Origin of the sequence: Ferviditalea candida (genome assembly GCF_035282765.1) — a bacterium.
In the GTDB taxonomy this organism is placed as follows: domain Bacteria; phylum Bacillota; class Bacilli; order Paenibacillales; family KCTC-25726; genus Ferviditalea; species Ferviditalea candida.
On record NZ_JAYJLD010000156.1, the window covers coordinates 1 to 235 of the forward strand.

The window sequence follows — 235 nt, forward strand, 5'->3', positions numbered from 1 at the left end:
TGTTGTACAAGGAATTGGCCAGACTCGGCCGGACATGCCCGACTCTGCCAACCGAGCTGAGAGTGCTGAACCAAGAAATCATTCGGCCTTGCTTGCCATCTGCTCTTATCCTCGATCTGGATTCCTCGGTCGAGAACGTGTACGGCGATCAGGAGGGCGCGGCCAAAGGGACCAATCCGCACAAACCCGGAAGGAAAAGCTATCATCCGCTGCTGGCCTTCGAAGGACAGACCCG

The 235-nt window shown here is 57.0% G+C and carries 1 pseudogene; it reads left to right on the forward strand.

The features are described from left to right. Positions 1 to 235, forward strand: a pseudogene (locus tag VF724_RS21640) (IS1380 family transposase); the annotation flags it as partial.